Consider the following 18,870-nt stretch of genomic DNA (forward strand, 5'->3'; position numbering starts at 1 on the left):
CACGGGCGGAAAACCGCGACACACTTTCTTGGGATTTCTCTATTCGGCCGGTTCAACATTGGCATAGGCGGCTTCCTCGAGCTCGCGCTTCAGCCGCGCTTCCTCATGGGTCTTCGGCGTGACGAAGCGGCCCAGCAAGAGATAGGCGACCGGCGTCAGGAACAGCGTCGAGACGGTGGCAAGGCCCAGTCCGCCGACGATGACCCAGCCGAGCGCCACGCGCGCCTCGGCACCGGCGCCGCTCGCCAGCACCAGCGGCAAGCCGCCGAGCACGGTGCAGATCATCGTCATCATCACCGGCCGCACGCGGATGACCGAGGCCTGCTCGATCGCTTCGCGCACGCCAAGCCCGCGATCGCGCAGCTGGTTGGCGAATTCGACGATCAGGATGCCGTTCTTGGCCATGACGCCGACCAGCAGCACCAGGCCGATCTGGCTGTAGGCGTTGAGGCTGGTGCCCGAGAGCAGCAGCGCGAAGATGGCGCAAGCAAGACCCAGCGGCACCGTGGCCATGATGATGACGGCGCTGACGAAGCTTTCGAACTGGGCGGCCAGCACCAGCAGGATGATGACGAGCGCGAAGCCGAAGATGGTCACCATGCCGCTGTTGGTCTCGCCCAGCGTTGCCGCCTCGGCCAGCGGCAGGATGCGGCTGCCCGCCGGTAGCAGCGGCGTGGCGATTTCCTCGGCGCGGGTCAGCGCATCGCCGAGCGCGAAATCGCCGTTGAGGTTGGAGGTGATCGCCACCGACGGCTGCTGCTGCTCGCGCGATAGTGACGGCGGCACCGCACGCTCGGTCAGCGTGGCAATGGTCGACATCGGTACGAAGCGGCCGTCTGATGTCTTCAGGAAGATGTTCTCCAGGTCGGTCGGGTCGTTGATCGGGTTGGTGGTCGAGACCAGCTTCACGCCGTAGCTACGGTCGGCGATATAGACGTCGACGACGTCGTTGCCGTCGAGCATGGCCTGCAAGGTGTTGGCCATCCCGGTGATGTCGATGCCGAGGTCGGAGGCGCGCTCGCGGTCGATGGCCACGGCCAGTTGCGGCTGCGTCGGATCGATCGACAGGCGCGGTGTCTGGAAACGCGGGTCCTTCTGCATCCCGGCGATGATCTTGACCGCCGCGTCGCCGAGCGCCTTGCGGTTATTACCGACCAGGGCGAACTGCAGCCCGTTGCCGGCACCGCGAATGCCGAGGCTGTTGGGCTGCACCGGGAAGATGCGCACGCTCGGCACTTGTTTGGTAAGCTGGCTGATCTCGGCCATGATCTCTTGCTGGCTGCGGCTGCGCTCGTTCCACGGCGCCAGCGTCATCACCATGAAGCCTGAGTTGTAGGAGCCGTTCTGGCCGGCGTTCTCGAACGTGCTGCGGATCTCGCCAGACTCGCGCATCGGCTGGATCAGCTTCTCGATCTTCTGCATCTGCTGCGTCGTGTAGTCGAGGCTGACACCTTGCGGGGCGCTGATGCGCAACAGCACGGCGGCGCGGTCCTCGGTCGGCGTCAGTTCCTGGCGGATGGTGCCGAACAGCGCGAAGGCGGTGCCGGCAAACAGCACCGCGACCAGAAGCACGATCCATGGCGCGTCGAGGCAAGCGTGCAGGGCGCGCTTGTAGGCTGAATTCAGCGCGCCGCCGATGCGAGCGCCGATGCCGTGGCCACTGTCATGGTGGAGCGAGGCGCTCGACAGCATGCGCGAGGCGAGCATCGGGCACAGCGTCAGCGCCACCACGCAGGACAAAAGCACCGACATGGCGAGCACGAAGCCGAATTCGCGGAAAAGGCCACCGGTCTGGCCGGGCAAGAACGAGATCGGCACGAAGACGGCGACCAGCGTCAGAGTCGTGGCAATGACGGCGAAGAACACTTCCTGAGCGCCGAGCACGGCGGCGGCGCGCGGGCCCATGCCTTCATTGCGTCGTCGCACGATGTTTTCGAGCACGACGATGGCGTCGTCGACGACCAGTCCCGTCGCAAGCACCAAAGCGAGCAGGGTCAGGATGTTGACCGAGAAGCCGGCCAGATAGATGGCGGCGATGGTGCCGATCATGGCAACAGGCATCGACAGTCCCGGGATCAGCGTTGCGCGCCAGTCAAGCAGAAACACATAGATGACGATCAGCACCATGGTCACGGACAGGCCGAGTGCGATCTCGACCTCGTGCACCGCGCCGTTGACGAAAACCGCGTCGTCGCTGGTGATCTTGATCGACATGCCCTTGGGCAGGTTCTCCTGCAACTTGGCGACGGCGGCCTGAACGCCGGTCGAGATGTCCAGCGTGTTCGATTCCGCTTGGCGGATGATGCCGATGCCGATGCCGGTCTTGCCGTCCGAACGCAGCGTGGTCTGGCCGACATCGGGGCCCAGCGTGACGGTGGCGACGTCGCGGATGCGCGTCGTGCCGCCGATGATGATGTTTTCGAATTCCTCGGGCGTGGTCACGTCCGCTGTCGTGCGGACGATCAGGTCCTGGTCTGTCGTGGTGATCGAACCGGCCGGGGAATCGAAAGCGACTGAGGCAAGCGCCGTCCTGAGGTCGGCGACGGTGAAGCCGAGGCTGGCGAGCTTGTTCTGGTCGACGTCGATCCGGAAAATCTTGTCGCGATAGCCATAGATCTGGACGTCGGCAACGCCGGGCACGGCGGCCAGTTCGTCCTCGATCTGGTCCTGGACCACCACCGTCATGTCCTGGATCGACATGTTGTCCGAAGTTACCGCCAGTCGCATCACCGGGTCGGAATTGGCGTCGGCCTTGACGATGCGCGGTGGATCGGCCGTGTCCGGCATCAGGTTGGCGACACGGCCGACCGCATCGCGCACGTCCGAGGCGGCGACGTTGAGGTCGACGCCGTCGTTGAACTCGATTGTGACGCGGCTCGAACCGAAGGAGGAAGACGACGAGATCGACTTGACGCCGGAGACGCGGGCGACAGCGCCTTCGATGGTGTCGGTCAGTTCACGGTCGACGGTTTCGGCCGCCGCGCCTGCGAAGGCGGTCGAGACCGTGACGACCGCGCGGTCGACGTCAGGCAGTTCGCGGATCTCGACGCCATAGAAGGCAGCCAGGCCGGCGACTGCGATCAGTGTGTTCAGCACGAAGGCCATCACCGGCCTGCGGATGAACAGGGCGGTAAAGCCGGTGTCGCTGGCGGCGTTGACAGGGCTGGTCATGAGCCTTGAGCGGCGTCCTCGGCGCGCTGCTCTTCGCCGGCGATGTGCACAGCACCGCCCTCACTGACGCTCTGGGTGCCTTCGGTCACCACCATGTCGCCGCTGTCGATCTCCGCGTCGATCAGCACGGTTTCGGTGTTGCGCTGGATGATGCGCACCGGGACCCGCCTGGCCTTGCCGTCCTCGATCTGCCAGACATAGGCGCCGTCCGAGCCCCAGAGGATCGCCAGCGGGCTGACGGCCGGATAGGTCTCGCCGGCGAACTTCATGGTGATGCCGAACGACATGCCGGCACGCAGCGAATCGGCCGGGTTGGCGATCTTGGCCTTGACCAGAAGGGTGCGGCTCTTTTCATCGATGTGGTTGTCGATGGCCGAAACGGTGCCGGTGTAGGCTTTGCTGGGATTGGCAATCGGCGTCGCCGTCAATTGCGCGCCGACCTTGACGGCGGCGGCGAAGCGTTCGGGCACGAGGAAATCGACAAGGATACTGGAGCGGTCGTCGAGCGTGGCGATCGCCGACTGGTTGGTCACATAATTGCCGGCGGCGATTGGAAGGATGCCGACGGTTCCGGCGATCGGTGCGATGATGGAGCGGCGCTGCAGGGCAAGTTCGGCATCGCGAAGTACCAGTTTGGCGACCGCCAGCACCACTTCGGCATCGGCGACGGCGACCGGTGTCGCTGCGTTGGAAGCCCGCAGCGATTTCACCCGGTCGAGCTTGTTCTGCGAGTCCTGTAAGACGAGCTTGGCACGATCCTGCGCGATCACCTCGGTCTCGGAATCGAGGGTGGCAATGATCTGTCCCTTGTCGACATGGCTGCCGGATTCGACCAGCAGTTCGGCAAGGCGGCCGGAACTGTATGGATTGACGGTCACCGAGGCATTGGCACGGCCGGTGCCGATCGCCTGAAGGCGGTCGTTGATGGTCGCCGTAGTGGCGGCCAGGGCGACCACGTTCACCCGCCGGTTGCCGCCATTGCCGCCGTTCGCCTGCTTCGTGCTGGCGGCACCGGTTTCAGCTGGGGGCGTTGCCGCATATACCCAGTCTATCCCCCAGCGTGCCAGCACCTCGGGTGCGCCCGGAAAAAAGCGCAGCCAGGCGGCTGAAGCCACGACCAGCACCACAAGCGCGAAAAGTATCTGTTTCCAGGCGGCCATCGGCACTCCGGTAGGCAAAACAATCCTTCCGTCTAAAGCGCGTCGCGTCGAAACGGATTCATGTGACGCGCTTTAGGTCTTTTGTTTATGCATGTCGCTATCTCAAAACCGGGGCCACTTTTGAGCGACATGCATTGCCGGTTTCCCGAAAGGAAGCAGACGCAGCGAGGCTATTCTAAGGCAAGAAGACGCCCCGATATCGCGCCTTTATGACAACTCGCCAGTGTCAGCGCACATTAAATCTGTGTAACGTTGACGGTCTAACGCAGACCTTCCATCTCGCGGATGCGCTTGGCGCCTTCTGCTTCCAGTTGCCTTGTGACGGCTCCGATCAGTGTTTCGGCGACGACGAAGAGGGCTGCCGAAGAGTCCCATGCCGACGGCACCGCGGTTCGTCCGGCAATGACGTGGCGGGCAAAGCGGGCGATCGGCGACAGCCACTGGTCGGTGAACAGCACGATCTGAACGCCGCGCTGGTGTGCCTTTTCGGCGAAGCGGAGGAGGCTGTCCTGGTAGCGCCTGATGTCGAAGATCACCAGCACGTCGCGCTTGCCCATGTCGATCAGCCGGTCGCGCCACATGCTTTCCTGGCCGGCGAGGTGAAAGACCTCGGGCTGGATGATGGCGAGGTGGGCGGCCATGTAACGCGCCAGCGGATCGGTGAAGCGACCGCCGATCAGGAAGGTCTTGCCGCGTCGGTCGGCAAGGCGGGCGGCGATGTCGGCAAGCTGCTTGTCGGACAGGTGCCTGAACGTCTCGCGCATATTGTCGAGCGTCGCTTCCAGCATCGGTGACGCGGTGCCGCCGCCGGGCGAGGGCGGGTTGAGCGTCCTTATGGCCGGCGATTGCAGCTGCGCCGCCAGTTCGTCCTGCAGGCTCGACTGGAATTCGGGGTAATTCTGGAAGCCGAGCCGGGCAACGAAGCGCAGGATCGTCGGCGACGAGACGCCAGCCGCGGCCGAGAATTCGGCAACCGTCTTGAGGCCGATCATCGGATAGCTGGCGATCAGGGTCTGGGCCGCGCGCCTTTCACTGGCCGGCATCGTGCCAACGCGGTCGGCGATCAGTTCGGCAATGCTGGAAATCATCTTTCCCCCGCCCCCGGACCGGAATGGCTAAACCCATCCGGCTCCGTCTGTTTGTCTTGGCCGCATTTTTGCGACGTCAGGTGATTCCACCTGGCTGCAAAATGCTTCGGCCCTGTCCACTGTCTTTTCCGAAATCGCATTTGACAAAACCGGGTAAACTGTATGAAATCATCCATAGGGACGCAATGAGACAAAATACGTAACATACGATACAGCGCTCCCCGGGGACGGCAGACTATGGAGCAAGCACGGCCCGCCAGCCTTGCATCGTCTGATACCGTGAGGGTGACCAACCCCGGCGGATCAAGCCCTTTCGTGCTGACCTGCGATCATGCCTCGAATTTCCTGCCGGCCGAATTCGGCACGCTCGGCCTTGCCGCCGAGGACCTGTCCCGTCACATCGCCTGGGATCCCGGCGCGTTGCCTGTTGCCCGCCGCATGGCCGAGGCGCTCGACGCGACGCTGGTCGAAACCCGCATTTCGCGGCTCGTCATCGACTGCAACCGTCCGCTGGATGCGCCCGATCTGGTGCCGCCGGTCAGCGAGACCACGACGATACCCGGCAATGCCGGCCTGTCGGACAAGCAGCGCGCGGCCCGCGTCGCGCTGTCGTGGCAACCGTTTCATGCCGCCATCGAGGAGATTGTCGACGGCAGGCTGGCGCGCGGGCAGGAAACCCGCCTGGTGTCCGTGCATTCCTTCACGCCGATCTACAAGGGCCGCAACCGGCCCTGGCATATCGGCATCATTCACGACGAGGACCGCCGGCTGGCGTCGCCTTTGATTGGGGCGCTGAAGCGGCTTGCCGGCGTCACCGTCGGCGTCAATGAGCCCTATTCGCCGGCCGACCGCGTCTATTTCACGCTGGAGCGCCACGCACGTTCGCGCGGCCTGCCGTGCGCGATGATCGAGATCCGCAACGACGAAATCGCCGGCGAGACCGGGCAGCGGAAATGGGCGGATCTGCTCACGGGCATTTTTTCGGATCTGGAGCCACAGGAGGCCGGATACACCAGATCGCATTCAGTCGGAAAGTCAGTTCAATCGGCCAGCTAAGAACCAACAGGGGACTTCCAATGGCAGCACCGGGTTACACTGAAGTTGACAAGGCGGAGGACGTAAAGGCCCTCCACAGCATGGGTTACGCCCAGGAACTGGAGCGGCGCCTCAGCCGCTTTTCGAATTTCGCCGTTTCCTTCTCGATCATCTGCATCCTTTCGGGCGGCATCAATTCGCTGGCCCAGGCAACGTCCGGCGCCGGCGGCATCGGCATCGGCATCGGCTGGCTGGTCGGCTGCTTCGTTTCACTGACCTTCGCGGTCGCCATGTCGCAGATCAGCTCAGCCTATCCGACTGCCGGCGGCCTCTATCACTGGGGTTCGATCCTTGGCAACCGCGGCACCGGCTGGGTCACGGCCTGGCTCAACCTGCTCGGCCTGATCACCGTGCTCGGCGCCATCAATGTCGGCACCTGGACGTTCTTCGTCGGTGCCTTCGGACCGGCGCTCGGCATCGAGGGCACGCTGACCAACCAGATGATCTTCCTGGTCATCATCACCGGCGCCCAGGCACTGATCAATCATCTCGGCATCAAGCTGACGGCGAAGCTGACCGACTTCTCGGGTTATTTGATCTTCTTCGGTTCGATCCTGATCGCGGTCGTTTGCCTTCTCTCCGCCGAGACCTGGGATTTCAGCCGGCTGTTCACCTTCCACAACTACTCCGGCGATGCCGGCGCCAGCGTCTGGCCGTCGGTTTCGAATGCCTGGGTGTTCGCACTTGGCCTCTTGCTGCCGATCTATACGATCACCGGCTACGATGCTTCCGCGCACACCTCCGAGGAAACCATCAAGGCAGCCTCCTCGGTGCCGCGCGCCATGGTCATGTCGGTGATCTGGTCGGCCGTCTTCGGCTACTTGTTCCTGGCCGCCTTCGTGCTGATGATCCCGAACATGGATGACGCCGCCAAGCAGGGCTGGAACGTGTTCTTCTGGGCCTTCGACCAGCGCGTCAGCCCCGGCATCAAGGAGTTCGTGTACCTCGTCGTGTTCGTCGCGCAGCTTCTGTGCGGCCTCGCAACCGTGACCTCTGCCTCGCGTATGATCTTCGCCTTCTCGCGTGACGGCGGCCTGCCGGGCTCATCGGCACTCGCCAAGGTCAGCCCGACCTATCGCACGCCGGTGGCGGCGATCTGGACGGCGTCGATCCTGTCGGTGCTGTTCGTCTGGGGTTCGACGCTGGTCTCGGTCGCCGGCACCTCGGCCTACACCATCGTCGTGTCCTGCACCGTCATCTTCCTGTTCCTGTCCTTCACAGTGCCGATCGTGCTCGGCATGCTGGCCTGGGGCACGCCGAAGTGGGACAAGATGGGTCCGTGGAACATGGGGCGCGGCGTGTTCATGCTGTTCGCGTTCCTGTCGATCGTGTCGATGATCCTGATCTTCGTCATCGGCATCCAGCCGCCAAACGATTGGGCGCTCTACATCACCGTCGGCTTCTTCATCTTGACGGCGATCGTCTGGTTCGCCTTCGAACGGAACCGCTTCCAGGGTCCGCCGCTCGGCGACATCATCGCGGCGCGTCAGGCAGCCATCAAGGCGGCGGAACAGGCCGTCGGCGAAACTGGTCACTGACATCAACCATCCTGGCCATGGCCGGCATCGCGCCGGCCATGGTTTTGTTTAACCCGTTCAAAAGCTCAAGCGCTGGAGTGCCAAAGGAATGGCCGGAAATTTCTCGTTCGATCAGTTGAAGAAAGCGGTCTCCAGCGGCGAGATCGACACGGTGCTCGCCTGCATCGTCGACATGCAGGGGCGGCTGGCGGGAAAGCGGTTCCTGGCACAGTATTTCGTCGATTCCGCGCATGACGAGACGCACGGCTGCAACTATCTCCTGGCCGCCGACATCGATATGGAGCCGGTGCCCGGCTACAAGGCGGCGAGCTGGTCGAAGGGCTATGGCGATTTCGTCATGAAGCCGGATCTGGCGACGCTGCGGCGCATTCCGTGGCTGGAGAAGACGGCGCTGGTGATCTGCGACGTGCTCGACCACCACACGCATGACGATCTGCCGCATTCGCCACGCGCCATCCTGAAGAAACAGGTCAATCGGCTGACGGAGCGCGGCTATATCGGCTATTTCGCTTCCGAGCTCGAATTCTATCTGTTCAACGAGACCTACGATTCCGCCCGCAAGAAACACTGGCAGGGTCTCGATACCGCCTCGCCTTACATCGGAGACTACCAGATCGGCATCACCACCAAGGAAGAAGGCGTCATGCGCCGGCTTCGCAACGAGATGGAAGCGGCCGGCATCCCGATCGAGAATTCCAAGGGCGAGTGGGGCCCAGGCCAGGAAGAGATCAATGTGCGCTATGCCGAAGCGCTCGACATGGCGGACCGCCACGTCATCCTGAAGAACGGTGCCAAGGAGATTGCCGAGTCCGAAGGCAAGGCGATTTCCTTCATGTCCAAGTACAATTACGGGCTGGCCGGCAATTCCAGCCATATCCACAATTCGCTGTGGAGCACCGACGGCAAGACGCCGCTGTTCTTCGACAAGAAGGCCGACTGGACGCTGTCGACGCTTGGCCAACAATGGGCGGCGGGACAGCTGAAATACGCCAAGGAATTCACCTGGTTCCTGGCGCCCTACATCAACTCCTACAAGCGCTTCCAGGCCGGCACCTTCGCGCCGACCAAGATCATGTGGAGCGAGGACAACCGCACCGCAGGCTTCCGGCTGTGCGGCGAGGGCACCAAGGGCATCCGCATGGAATGCCGCATCGGCGGCGCCGACCTCAACCCCTATCTCGCCTTTGCGGCGCTGATCGCCGCCGGCCTTGCCGGCATCGATGAGAAGCTGGAACTGCAGAAGCCGTTCGTCGGCGATGCCTACCAGGCGTCGCGTTTGCCGGAGATCCCGAAGACGCTGCGCGACGCCACCGAGACGCTGGCGAAGTCGAAGATGCTCAAGCAGGCGCTCGGCGAGGATGTGCTCGAACACTATGTCCACACCGCAAAGTGGGAGCAGTTCGAATACGACCGCCGCATAACTGATTGGGAACTGCACAGAGGGTTCGAGCGGTATTAAACTAGTTCGCGAACGTCGGCGCCGCCTCTCTCCGTACCCCTCCCGTGAAACACGGGCAGGGGATGCCCGCGCCGGAGCACTTCCCTTCTCCCCTTGACCATACGAGGCGAAGGTGCAGGGCGGGCAGATGAGGGGCGGCGCCAAGCCATAAGATTTTGTTGTAGAATGCGAGGACTTACAAAATGACCGAGACGGTCAAACTCAAATCCCCCATTGATGGCTCGATCTATGCCGAGCGGCCCGTGGCAACGGACCAGGCGATCAATGCCGCGGTCGAGCGCGCCAAGGCGGCGCAAGAGAAATGGGCCGAGACGCCGATCGTCGAGCGCGGCAAGTACATGCTGGCGATGCTGGAAGCGCTGGTCGCGATGACCGACGAGATCGTGCCGGAGATCGCCTGGCAGATGGGGCGCCCGGTGCGCTATGGCGGCGAGTTCGGTGGCGTCAAGGAACGCACCAACTACATGGTTGAGATCGCCGAGGCGGCGCTCAAGGCCGTGCCGGCTTCCAACCTGAAGGACGGCTTCAGGCGCTATGTGAAGAAGGACCCGCTCGGCGTGGTCATGGTGATCGCGCCGTGGAACTATCCCTATCTCACCGCCGTCAACACCATCGTGCCGGCGCTGATGGCCGGCAACGCCGTCATCCTCAAGCATGCGGCGCAGACGCTGCTGGTTGGCGAGCGCTTTCAACAGGCTTTCGACAAGGTTGGCCTGCCCAAGGGCGTGTTCCAGAATGTCGTGCTCAACCACGCGCAGACCGAGAAGCTGCTCGGTTCGGGCAAGATCGACCACGTCAACTTCACCGGTTCGGTCGGCGGTGGCCGCGCCATCGAAAAGGCGACGGCAGGTACCTTCATGACACTCGGCCTCGAGCTTGGCGGCAAGGATCCGGCCTATGTGTTGCCTGATGCCAAGATGGATCATGCGGTCGCCAATCTGGTCGACGGCGCCTTCTACAATTCCGGCCAGTGCTGCTGCGGCATCGAGCGCGTCTATGTGCACGAAAAGGTCTATGACGAGTTCGTCGAGGGTTTCATCGCCGAGACCAAGAACTATGTCGTCGGCAATCCGCTCGACCAGGCAACGACGATGGGGCCGATGGCGCAGGCGCGTTTCGCCGACTTGATCCGCGAGCAGAAGGCCGAGGCTCTGCGCAAGGGCGCGGTGGCGCACATCAACATGAAGGTGGCCAACGACAAGGCCGGCTCGCCCTATCTGGCGCCGGAAGTGCTGACGCAAGTCGACCATCAGATGAGCGTTATGCGCGAGGAGAGTTTTGGGCCGATCGTCGGCATCATGAAGGTGCGCAACGATGAAGAGGCGATCGCGCTGATGAACGACAGCCCCTATGGGCTGACCGCTTCGATCTGGACCCGCGATACAGAGCATGCCGTGGCGATCGGCAACCGCGTCGAGACCGGCACGGTGTTCATGAACCGCTGCGACTACCTCGATCCGGCCCTGGTCTGGACCGGCGTCAAGGACACCGGCAAGGGTGCTGCCTTGTCGGCCATCGGCTACGACAACCTGACCAGGCCGAAATCGTTCCACCTGCGCGAAGCCATCTGATTTTCGAAAGACAAAAAATGTCCAAGCTCATCTCCAAATGGAACTACCCCACCACCGTTCGCTTCGGCGCTGGGCGCATCAAGGAACTGCCTGAGGTGTTGGCGGCTACCGGCATCAAGCGGCCGCTGTTCGTCACTGATCCCGGCCTGGCGAAACTGCCGGTCGTTGCCTCGACCCTGAAGATCCTCGACGATGCCAAGGTCCCCTACGGCGTCTTCTCCGAAGTGAGGCCGAACCCGGTCGAGTCCAATCTGACCGCCGGCATCGCGGTGTTCAAGAAAGGCAAGCATGACGGCGTCATCGCCTTCGGCGGCGGCTCGGCGCTCGATCTCGGCAAGCTGATCGCCTTCCAGGCTGGCCAGACGCGGCCGGTTTGGGACTTCGAGGATGTCGACGACTGGTGGACGCGCGCCAATTCCGACGCGATCGCGCCGATCATCGCGGTGCCGACCACGGCCGGCACCGGATCGGAAGTCGGCCGCGCCGGCGTCATCACCAATGAAGCGACGCACACCAAGAAGGTCATCTTCCATCCTAAATTGCTGCCGGCCATCGTCATCGCCGATCCGGAACTGTCGGTCGGGATGCCCGGCTTCATCACCGTCGGCACCGGCATGGATGCACTTGCCCACTGCCTCGAGGCCTATTGCGCGCCGGGTTACCATCCGATGGCCGACGGCATCGCCGTCGAAGGTGTCCGGCTGGTCTTCGAGAACCTGCCGAAGGCCTATGCCAACGGCAAGGATCTCGTCGCGCGTGCCCATATGATGAGCGCCGCCGCGATGGGCGCCACCGCCTTCCAGAAGGGGCTGGGCGCCATCCACTCGCTGTCGCATCCGGTCGGCGCGCTGTACGACACCCATCACGGCATGACCAATGCGGTGTTCATGCCCTATGTGCTGGCCTTCAACCGGGACTCCATCGAGGAGCGCATCGGCCGGCTTGCCGCCTATTGCGGCATCAAGGGCGGCTTCGACGGCTTCGCCAAGGCGATCATCAAATTGCGCAAGGAACTCAAGGTGCCGCATGCGCTTCCGGGCCTGATCAAGGGGCTCGACATGGACAAGAAGCGCAAGGGGCTGATCGCCGATATGGCGGTGGTCGATCCGACCGCTGGCGGCAACCCGGTCAAGCTGACCAAGAAGGCGGCCCTGACCTTGCTTGAAAACGCTATCGGCGGCACGGTGTAAGACGGCTTTCTTGTTGAAAATTGATCTGGAAAATCAGGGCAAACCAAGGGGGAAAGGATGAAACACATGGCGGAAAGTAATTAGCCGGAAAAATAAGTGATGGCTAATTGCTACAGCCGGTTAAAAAGAGTTAAATTTTCGCGCTGCGAGCAGCCGGTTTCACAAAGCTTTCATCTGGCTGTCACATGAAAACGATACCGGATCGCAGGCGTCCAACGGCGTCAGTTCAACGGAGAGAACACATGTTCAAATTCACGGGGAAAGTGCTTTCCCTTACGGCCGCGACCCTTATGGCGTCGTCGGTGATTTCGTCCGCGGCTTCGCTGGACGATCTCGTCAAGGCCGCTAAGGCTGAAGGCCAGCTCACCACCATCGCCTTGCCACATGACTGGTGCGGCTACGGTGACGTCATCGCCGGCTTCAAGGCGAAGTATCCCGAAATCACTGTCAACGAGCTCAACCCCGATGCCGGCTCCGGCGACGAGGTCGAGGCAATCAAGGCGAACAAGGACAACAAGGGTCCGCAGGCGCCTGACGTCATCGACGTCGGCCTGTCCTTCGGCCCGTCCGCCAAGAAGGATGGTCTGATCCAGCCTTACAAGGTGTCGACGTGGGACTCGATCCCCGATAGCGCCAAGGATGCTGAAGGCTACTGGACCGGCGACTATTACGGCGTGCTGTCCTTCCAGGTGAACAAGGACATCGTCAAGGAAGCTCCGGCTGACTGGGCCGATCTGCTGAAGCCGGAATTCGCCAACACGGTCGCACTCGCCGGCGATCCGCGCGCGTCGAACCAGGCCATCCAGGGCGTCTATGCTGCTGGCCTGTCGTCGGGCGCCGCTGCTGGTGAAGCCGCCGGCACCGCTGGCCTCGACTTCTTCAAGAAGCTCAACGCCGCCGGCAATTTCGTCCCGGTCATCGGGAAGGCCGCGACGCTGGCCCAAGGCCAGACTCCGATCCTGATCACCTGGGACTACAACGCGCTCGCCGGCCGTGACACGCTGAAGGGCAACCCGCCCGTCGACGTCGTCGTGCCGAAGACCGGTGTCGTTGCCGGTGTCTACGTGCAGGCGATCAGCGCTTACGCGCCGCATCCGAACGCTGCCAAGCTGTGGCTGGAATACCTCTACTCCGACGAAGGCCAGATCGGCTGGCTGAAGGGCTATTGCCACCCGATCCGCTTCAACGATCTCGCCAAGAATGGCAAGATCCCCGCGGACGTGCTGGCCAAGCTGCCGCCGGCCGAATCCTATGCCGCGGCGGTGTTCCCGACGCTGGACGAGCAGGCCAAGTCCAAGGAAGCCATCACCAAGAACTGGGATGCCGTCGTCGGCGCCAACGTCAAGTAACTCAGACCATGCCGGGCGGCCTCGAGGCCGCCCGGCCCTTTTCTCAAAGACGGTAGCCGGCGCATGACCGATATCCCAATGTCAGACCACGCTGTTGCCGGGAAGACCGCGCCTCCCGCCGAGGCACGCAGCATGAGGCTGCCGACGCAATGGCTCGGCGTTGCTCCCTTCTTCATCTTCGCCATCATGTTCCTGATCCTGCCCACGCTCTATCTGATGCTGGGCGCTTTCCAGAACGATGCGGGTGAGTTCACCTTCGAAAATATCGCAGCACTGGCGCAGCCGTCGATCGTTGCCGCCTACTGGATCTCGATCAAGGTCAGCCTTGCCTCATCGTTGATTGGTGCCTTCGCCGGTCTCGCCATCGCCATCGCCATCGTGCGAGGCGGTCTGCCGGAATGGATACGCTCCGCGACGCTGACCTTCTCCGGGGTCGCTTCCAATTTCGCCGGTGTGCCGCTGGCCTTTGCCTTTATCGCCACACTCGGCCGGCTGGGGCTTGCCACGGTGATCCTGAACACCTTGTTTGGCCTCAATATTTACGCTCACGGCTTCAACATCCTGTCGTTCTGGGGGCTGACGCTGACCTATGTCTACTTCCAGATCCCGCTGATGGTGGTGATCATCGTGCCGGCCATCGACGGCTTGAAGAAGGAATGGGGCGAGGCCGCCGCGACCCTCGGTGCAACCATGGCGCAGTACTGGCGCATGGTGGTCATTCCGGTGATCTGGCCAAGTTTCCTTGGCACCGTCATCCTGCTGTTCGCCAACGCCTTCGGCGCTATCGCCACCGCCTATGCGCTGACAGGCTCGTCGCTCAACATCGTGCCGATCCTGCTCTATGCGCAGATTCGCGGCGACGTGCTGCATAATGCCCATCTTGGCTACGCGATCGCCTTCGGCATGATCTTCATCACCGGCCTAGCCAATGTCTTCTATATCTGGTTCCGGACCCGTTCCGAGAGGTGGCTCAAATGAAGTCGGGAAAGTTCTGGGCCTGGGTCGTCTTCGCGCTGGGCGCGGCCTATTTCTTCATCCCGCTGATCGCGACGGTGGAGTTTTCCATGCGCATGCGGCGTGGCGCGTACTCCTTTGACGCCTACAAGGTGGTGTTGGGCGATCCTCGCTTCCAGGCGACCTTCGGCTATTCAGTGCTTGCCGCCGTCTTCACCATCATCCTCGGCGTGCTGATCGTGGTGCCGGCCGCCTACTGGATCCGGCTGCGCCTGCCGCAGCTGCGGCCGCTCGTCGAGTTCATCACGCTGTTGCCGCTGGTCATTCCGGCCATCGTCATCGTGTTCGGCTATATCAGGATGTACGGATCGAACTCGCCGCTGCCGTTCCTGGCCAGCGATACCGGTACGAACGCCCTGCTGGTTATCGGTTATGCCACGCTGTCGCTGCCCTATATGTACCGTGCGGTCGACACCGGGCTCAGAACCATCGATGTGCGAACGCTGACTGAGGCGGCGCAGATCCTTGGCGCCGGCTGGTCGACGATCATCACGCGCGTTATCCTGCCCAATGTGCTGATCGCGGTGTTGTCGGGTGCGTTCCTGACCTTCGCGATCGTCATTGGCGAGTTCACCATGGCCAGCCTGCTCAACCGGCCCGCTTTCGGTCCGTATCTACAGAACATAGGCGCCAACCGCGCCTATGAGCCGGCGGCCCTTGCCATCATCGCCTTTGCCATCACCTGGGGCTGCATGTCGCTGATCCAGATCCTGTCCCGTTTCGCGCCGAGATCGGCGAACCGCCCCAATTGATCGAAAAGTACTGATCGAAAGAGCAACACCATGGCCGACCCGTTCCTCTCCATCCAGCACGTGCGAAAATCCTTCGGTGCCACCACGGTGGTGGAGGATTTCAATCTCGACGTCGAGCGTGGCGAATTCGTCTCGTTCCTCGGCCCGTCCGGCTGCGGCAAGACCACCGTGCTGCGCATGGTCGCCGGCTTTGAGGAGCCGACTGCCGGCAAGATCGTGGTTGGTGGCAAGGACATCACGAGGCTGAAGCCCAACCAGCGCAATGTCGGCATGGTGTTCCAGGCCTATGCGCTGTTCCCGAACCTGACGGTGGCACAGAACATAGGCTTCGGCCTGAAGGTTGCCGGCATGCCTAGGGCGGACATCGATGCCCGAGTCGCCGAGATGCTCGGCATCATCAAACTGCCGCAGATGGCGGACCGCTATCCCTATCAGCTCTCGGGCGGCCAGCAGCAGCGCATAGCGCTGGCCCGCGCCATCGCACCGAAGCCGAAGCTGCTGCTGCTCGACGAGCCGCTTTCGGCGCTCGACGCCAAGGTGCGCGTGTCGCTGCGCGAGGAAATCCGCTCGATCCAAAAGAAGCTCGGCATCACCACCATTTTCGTCACGCATGATCAGGAAGAGGCGCTGTCGATCTCGGACCGCATTGCTGTCATGTATGGTGGCAAGGCTGAACAGGTCGGCACGCCGTTCGAGATCTACAACCGTCCGGCAACCAAGTTCGTCGCCAATTTCGTCGGTACGCTGAACGTGCTCGAAGGCAAGGTCACCGATGCTGCGTCCGGCAAGGTGCAGGTCGACACGCAGGAAGTCTCGCTCAAGGGCAAGCTCAACGGCTCGAAGTCCGGCGACACCCTGTCGCTTGCCCTGCGTCCGGAAGCCATTTCGCTAGGCCTTCAGCCCGGTCGCGACTCCAGCCTTTCCGGCGAGATCTCCGAAGTGCATTTTCTCGGCTCTGTGATCCGGGTTCGCGTCGGCATTGGCGGCAACACCGTGTCGCTCGATACGTTCAACAGCCCGGCCACACCGCCGCCCGCTGTCGGCGAAAAGGCCGAGATTTCGTTCTCGTCGAGCGATATGCTGGTGCTGCACTAGGCGGTAGAGCGGACGGGGCAGAGGAAGAACCAAGCCCCCTCAGGCCGGCGCTATGAATGGCTGCATGACTGTCTGAAAGACCGGCAGCGCTTCCATTTTTGCGGCATGTGCGTCCAGCGCCGGGAAGTCGGCCAGCGACACAAGCCCGGGATGCGCCTCGCCGATGAAGCGGAGCACGGCGGCAACCGCGATGTCGGCATGGCCAATGCGGTCGCCGAACCAGTAAGGTGTCGACCTTCCCTGACGATCGGTTTCCAGGACTGCAAGGACAGCCTCGATCTGTGTGCGGCAGCGCCCGGCCCAAAGGTCGGATACTTTCTCATGCAGCCGCGTCTCATAGAACAGGCTGACCGCCTTGTCGCCGAGGCCGGTTGCCAGGGCTGATATCCGCAGCGCCTGGTGACGCGCCGGTTCGGCCGTCGGAAACATCCTCCGCTCGGCCGGAACGAGGCTGTCGAGATAGTCGAGCATCAAATGGCTTTCGATCAGCACCTCGCCATTGTCCAGCACCAGGGTCGGCACCCGGGTCAGCGGGTTGTAGGGCCGGATCTTGTCGGCAGCGCCGAAGGCCGACCACGGACGGTGCTCGTAGGCGATGCCGTATAAGGTCATCGCAATGCCGATGCGGCGAACGAAGGGGGAGTCAAATTGGCCAATCAGGATCATGGTCGGTGCCTTACGCTGCAAGTGACCGCTGGACATACTGCCACGGGGCTTGTGCGCAATAGCCAATCAACAGCATCTTGCTGGCTTGCCACTGCCGACAATGCAGCATCACGGGGGTAACAGGCCATGGCTCTTTTCGAACTGACGCTTGTCCTGCTTTTGACTGCCGTTGCGCTGACGGCGCTGTCGCGACGGCTGGAGATTCCCTATCCGTCCCTGCTGGCCTTGGCCGGGGTTGGGATTGCCTTCGTGCCTGGTGCGCCAATGATCGAGATCGATCCGGAACTGGCTCTTGCCCTGTTCATCGCGCCGGTGCTTCTGGATGCCGCCTACGACACATCGTTGCGGGATCTCAACCGCTACCGGCTGCCGCTCGCGCTGCTGGCGCTCGGCGCCGTCGTCTTCACCGCGGCGGTCGTTGCTTTCGTCGGCTGGAAGATGGCCGGGCTGCCGATCGCGGCGGCAATCGCGCTCGGCGCCATCGTCGCGCCGCCCGATGCGGTCGCGGCGAGCGCCGTACTCGGGCAGTTCAAGGTGCCGCACCGCATCACCGCCATCCTGCAAGGCGAGAGCCTGCTCAACGATGCCACGGCACTCCTGATCTACCGCCTGGCGGTTTCGGCAGCGCTCGGCTCGATCATGCTGAGCAACGCCATCCCGACGATTCTGCTGTCGACGATCGGCAGCCTCGTCGCGGGTTATGTGCTTGGCCGCTTTTCGCTGCTGACGCTCAGCCGGATCGAGGATGCGGCAAGCAGCACCGTGGTGCAATTCGCCGGGACATTCGGGGTGTGGATACTGGCCGACAGGCTGGGCCTGTCCGCCATCATCACTATCGTCGTCTACGCCATGACCATAGCGCGGATGGCGCCGCGCCGCATGTCGGCCAGGCGGCGCGTCAGCACCTATTCGGTGTGGGAATCGGCGGTCTTCGTGCTCAACGTGCTGGCCTTCGTGCTGATGGGCCTGCAGGCACGATCGATCGTCGGCCGCCTCTCCGGCGAAGGGCAGGGCGAAGCCTTTCTATTCGCTGCAACGGTGCTGGCCGTCGTCATCGTGGCACGCCTCGTCTGGGTGGGGAGTTACGTTGCGATCATCCGATGGTTGGCCCGCTTCGGAAGCGAAGACCAAAGGCGAGATGTGCCGACGTTTGGCGGCGCGGTGCTCGTCGGTTGGTGTGGCATGCGGGGGCTGGTGACGCTGGTGGTGGCCATTGCTCTGCCGGCGGGTTTTCCCGGCCGCGATCCAATCGTGCTTGCCGCCTTCGCGGTCGTTCTCGGCACGCTGGTGCTGCAAGGCATGACGCTGAAGCCGCTGCTGCGGATACTCAACTTCGACCCGGACAGAACGATCGACAATGAGGTGGCGCAGGCGCGGGTGGCCATCATGCAGGCCGCCCTTGACGTGTTGAGCCGCAAGACATCGGCCGCTGCTGCTGTTGTGCGCGAGCAGTATGAGGCGCAGCGCCTGATCGCTCAAAACCCGGAGGACGCACAGGCGGCCACCGAATATGACCGGCTGCGCCTCTATGCCATCAACCGCCAGCGCGACACGCTCGAGGAACTGCGCCGCAACGGCACAATCGGTGACGAAGCCTATCACCGGCTTGAAGAGGAAATCGACTGGTCGGAACTGGCGGCATCGCCAGCTGGAAGTTTCCAGCCGCTGACGACGTGAGATATCTGGCCCAAGCCGCTGCCATTTCCCTGCACATTGCAACCA

At 62.8% G+C, this 18,870-nt stretch carries 14 protein-coding genes; 10 read left to right on the forward strand and 4 right to left on the reverse strand.

The annotated features are described in order from the left end of the window. Positions 1 to 39: 39 nt before the first annotated feature. From AC1D08_RS19440 to AC1D08_RS19450, 3 genes are all read right to left on the reverse strand, one after another. On the reverse strand, positions 40 to 3,171 hold the full coding sequence (locus AC1D08_RS19440) for an efflux RND transporter permease subunit (protein WP_477227974.1): 3,132 nt from the start codon (positions 3,169 to 3,171) through the stop codon (positions 40 to 42). Beyond that, positions 3,168 to 4,331 (reverse strand): efflux RND transporter periplasmic adaptor subunit, encoded by a 1,164-nt coding sequence (locus AC1D08_RS19445; protein ID WP_477423766.1) that lies wholly within the window; start codon positions 4,329 to 4,331, stop codon positions 3,168 to 3,170. Before AC1D08_RS19445 ends, AC1D08_RS19440 begins: the two co-directional genes overlap by 4 nt. A 260-nt stretch (positions 4,332 to 4,591) precedes the next feature. Beyond that, positions 4,592 to 5,419: a MurR/RpiR family transcriptional regulator gene (locus tag AC1D08_RS19450; protein WP_457150364.1), complete on the reverse strand. Its 828-nt coding sequence runs from the start codon at positions 5,417 to 5,419 to the stop codon at positions 4,592 to 4,594. A gap of 237 nt (positions 5,420 to 5,656) precedes the next feature. Here AC1D08_RS19450 and AC1D08_RS19455 point away from each other — a divergent pair, with 237 nt between their 5' ends. The 9 genes from AC1D08_RS19455 (at position 5,657) to AC1D08_RS19495 (ending at position 16,482) form a co-directional block, all read left to right on the forward strand. Next, positions 5,657 to 6,475, forward strand: a complete 819-nt coding sequence (locus tag AC1D08_RS19455) for an N-formylglutamate amidohydrolase (protein ID WP_457150363.1) — start codon at positions 5,657 to 5,659, stop codon at positions 6,473 to 6,475. Between the two features lie 20 nt (positions 6,476 to 6,495). Continuing rightward, positions 6,496 to 8,052, forward strand: coding sequence for an amino acid permease (locus AC1D08_RS19460; RefSeq protein WP_184876729.1), 1,557 nt, complete (start codon positions 6,496 to 6,498; stop codon positions 8,050 to 8,052). An 88-nt stretch (positions 8,053 to 8,140) separates the two neighbouring features. Continuing rightward, positions 8,141 to 9,511, forward strand: coding sequence for a glutamine synthetase family protein (locus AC1D08_RS19465; protein ID WP_477423768.1), 1,371 nt, complete (start codon positions 8,141 to 8,143; stop codon positions 9,509 to 9,511). Positions 9,512 to 9,693: 182 nt separating this feature from the next. Continuing rightward, positions 9,694 to 11,082 (forward strand): aldehyde dehydrogenase family protein, encoded by a 1,389-nt coding sequence (locus AC1D08_RS19470; RefSeq protein ID WP_457150360.1) that lies wholly within the window; start codon positions 9,694 to 9,696, stop codon positions 11,080 to 11,082. 17 nt (positions 11,083 to 11,099) lie between these two features. Beyond that, entirely contained in the window at positions 11,100 to 12,272 is a 1,173-nt protein-coding gene (locus AC1D08_RS19475; RefSeq protein WP_457150359.1) for an iron-containing alcohol dehydrogenase, read from the forward strand. 242 nt (positions 12,273 to 12,514) lie between these two features. After that, complete coding sequence (locus AC1D08_RS19480) at positions 12,515 to 13,621, forward strand: ABC transporter substrate-binding protein (RefSeq protein WP_477227980.1); 1,107 nt, start codon at positions 12,515 to 12,517, stop codon at positions 13,619 to 13,621. Positions 13,622 to 13,684: 63 nt separating this feature from the next. Continuing rightward, positions 13,685 to 14,599, forward strand: coding sequence for an ABC transporter permease (locus AC1D08_RS19485; RefSeq protein ID WP_457152572.1), 915 nt, complete (start codon positions 13,685 to 13,687; stop codon positions 14,597 to 14,599). Beyond that, positions 14,596 to 15,387 carry an ABC transporter permease gene (locus AC1D08_RS19490; RefSeq protein ID WP_184876711.1) on the forward strand — a complete coding sequence of 264 codons (792 nt, stop codon included), beginning with the start codon at positions 14,596 to 14,598 and terminating at the stop codon, positions 15,385 to 15,387. Before AC1D08_RS19485 ends, AC1D08_RS19490 begins: the two co-directional genes overlap by 4 nt. 30 nt (positions 15,388 to 15,417) lie before the next feature. Next, entirely contained in the window at positions 15,418 to 16,482 is a 1,065-nt protein-coding gene (locus AC1D08_RS19495) for an ABC transporter ATP-binding protein (protein ID WP_457152573.1), read from the forward strand. A gap of 39 nt (positions 16,483 to 16,521) precedes the next feature. On the opposite strand, the gene AC1D08_RS19500 is transcribed toward AC1D08_RS19495, so the two are convergent. Beyond that, a complete protein-coding gene (locus AC1D08_RS19500; RefSeq protein WP_457152574.1) occupies positions 16,522 to 17,148 on the reverse strand; it encodes a glutathione S-transferase family protein in 627 nt (208 codons plus the stop codon). Positions 17,149 to 17,274: 126 nt separating this feature from the next. On the opposite strand from AC1D08_RS19500, the gene AC1D08_RS19505 reads away from it, so the two are divergent. Next, positions 17,275 to 18,825: a cation:proton antiporter gene (locus AC1D08_RS19505; protein ID WP_457152575.1), complete on the forward strand. Its 1,551-nt coding sequence runs from the start codon at positions 17,275 to 17,277 to the stop codon at positions 18,823 to 18,825. The last annotated feature ends 45 nt before the right edge of the window (positions 18,826 to 18,870 follow it).

The sequence above is a fragment of the Mesorhizobium sp. P2_E6 genome (assembly GCF_056403835.1).

Coding starts and splice junctions, on each gene's coding strand:
- AC1D08_RS19440 (WP_477227974.1), bottom strand. CDS start 3,171: ATGACCAGCCCTGTCAACGCCGCCAGCGACACCGGCTTTACCGCCCTG.
- AC1D08_RS19445 (WP_477423766.1), bottom strand. CDS start 4,331: ATGGCCGCCTGGAAACAGATACTTTTCGCGCTTGTGGTGCTGGTCGTG.
- AC1D08_RS19450 (WP_457150364.1), bottom strand. CDS start 5,419: ATGATTTCCAGCATTGCCGAACTGATCGCCGACCGCGTTGGCACGATG.
- AC1D08_RS19455 (WP_457150363.1), top strand. CDS start 5,657: ATGGAGCAAGCACGGCCCGCCAGCCTTGCATCGTCTGATACCGTGAGG.
- AC1D08_RS19460 (WP_184876729.1), top strand. CDS start 6,496: ATGGCAGCACCGGGTTACACTGAAGTTGACAAGGCGGAGGACGTAAAG.
- AC1D08_RS19465 (WP_477423768.1), top strand. CDS start 8,141: ATGGCCGGAAATTTCTCGTTCGATCAGTTGAAGAAAGCGGTCTCCAGC.
- AC1D08_RS19470 (WP_457150360.1), top strand. CDS start 9,694: ATGACCGAGACGGTCAAACTCAAATCCCCCATTGATGGCTCGATCTAT.
- AC1D08_RS19475 (WP_457150359.1), top strand. CDS start 11,100: ATGTCCAAGCTCATCTCCAAATGGAACTACCCCACCACCGTTCGCTTC.
- AC1D08_RS19480 (WP_477227980.1), top strand. CDS start 12,515: ATGTTCAAATTCACGGGGAAAGTGCTTTCCCTTACGGCCGCGACCCTT.
- AC1D08_RS19485 (WP_457152572.1), top strand. CDS start 13,685: ATGACCGATATCCCAATGTCAGACCACGCTGTTGCCGGGAAGACCGCG.
- AC1D08_RS19490 (WP_184876711.1), top strand. CDS start 14,596: ATGAAGTCGGGAAAGTTCTGGGCCTGGGTCGTCTTCGCGCTGGGCGCG.
- AC1D08_RS19495 (WP_457152573.1), top strand. CDS start 15,418: ATGGCCGACCCGTTCCTCTCCATCCAGCACGTGCGAAAATCCTTCGGT.
- AC1D08_RS19500 (WP_457152574.1), bottom strand. CDS start 17,148: ATGATCCTGATTGGCCAATTTGACTCCCCCTTCGTTCGCCGCATCGGC.
- AC1D08_RS19505 (WP_457152575.1), top strand. CDS start 17,275: ATGGCTCTTTTCGAACTGACGCTTGTCCTGCTTTTGACTGCCGTTGCG.